Source organism: Acinetobacter sp. Swhac1, assembly GCF_013390985.1.
GTDB lineage: Bacteria > Pseudomonadota > Gammaproteobacteria > Pseudomonadales > Moraxellaceae > Acinetobacter > Acinetobacter towneri.
The window spans coordinates 1-1,304 of record NZ_JACASN010000098.1; the positions used below are offsets into that span (position 1 = coordinate 1).

Here is a 1,304-nt window from a genome sequence, read left to right on the forward strand (position 1 = left end):
AATTTTTTTAATGGGTATAATTATGAGTGGTTGTGGATGTAGTAAAGAAACACCATGCGAAGATAAGAAATCTCAACAAGAAAATCATCCATCAATTGCAGAAGCAAACAATTCAAAGAATTGTGATAATACGCTTAGCTGTTGTGGTGAAGAGGAAGAAAAAAAATCTTCATCTCCTTGCTGTAACACTTCAAACAGTTGTGAAGATACCGCTCAATCCTGTTATGGTTCTGATCCCAAAGAAAATTTAAGCACTGAAGATATTTTAAAAGATTCGCACTACATGAGTGAATACTTAGTTCCCAAAATGGATTGTTCTGCGGAAGAACAGATGGTTCGTATGGCGCTATCTTCAATTGATGGTGTTCAAAAACTCATCTTTGATTTACCTAACCGTTCTTTAAAGGTTCTACATAATCAAAAAGATGAAAATATAACCACCAAACTTGAAGCTTTGGGTTTTGGTGCAAAGCTTGTGAAGACTGAAACTTATATAAGCAATCAACAGGCTAAGCAAACAAGTACCTACACCATTCCTAAAATGGATTGCTCTGCTGAAGAGCAAATGGTCCGTATGGCTCTTGCAGATATTGAAGCAGTTAAAGGTCTTACTTTTGATCTTCCCAATCGAAAACTGAAAGTCTTCCATAATGAAGGGATTCAGCAAATTACGGCTAAACTCGAAGGACTGGGTTTTGGGGCGAAACTTGATGAAACACAGCTTTCTTCAGGCGATATACCTAATGAACCTGATCCTGTGAGACAAGCTAAAGTACTTAAACTGTTATTAGGTATTAATGCTCTACTTTTCTTTATAGAATTCATCAGCGGTATTATTGCTGCGTCTACAGGATTGATTGCTGATTCTCTAGATATGTTTGCCGATGCAGCCGTTTATGGTATTGCGCTATATGCCGTCGGAAAAGCTGCGAAATATCAAATAAAAGCAGCCCATTTCGCAGGTTGGATTCAGTTATTACTTGCTGTTATCGTGATTGTTGATGTCATTAGACGATTCATGTTTGGAAGCGAGCCAGAATCAACGCTCATGATTGTTATTGGCCTGCTCGCACTTATAGCTAACGTGACATGCTTATATCTTATTTCTGGTCATCGAGAAGATGGCGCACATATGAAAGCCAGTTGGATTTTCTCGGCGAATGACGTTGTCGTAAATATGGGCGTTATATTTGCCGGTGTACTCGTGGCGTGGACGGGATCAGCTTATCCAGACTTAATCATTGGCATACTGGTTTCTTTATTCGTACTTAATGGTGCCCGAAAAATTTTGGCTTTGAAGTAAG

Annotated in this window: 1 protein-coding gene; it reads left to right on the forward strand. The window is 38.7% G+C overall.

The genetic code is table 11. From position 1 onward, the window contains the following. Positions 1-22: 22 nt before the first annotated feature. On the forward strand, positions 23-1,303 hold the full coding sequence (locus HX743_RS16060; protein WP_005237495.1) for a cation transporter: 1,281 nt from the start codon (positions 23-25) through the stop codon (positions 1,301-1,303). Position 1,304 lies beyond the last annotated feature (1 nt).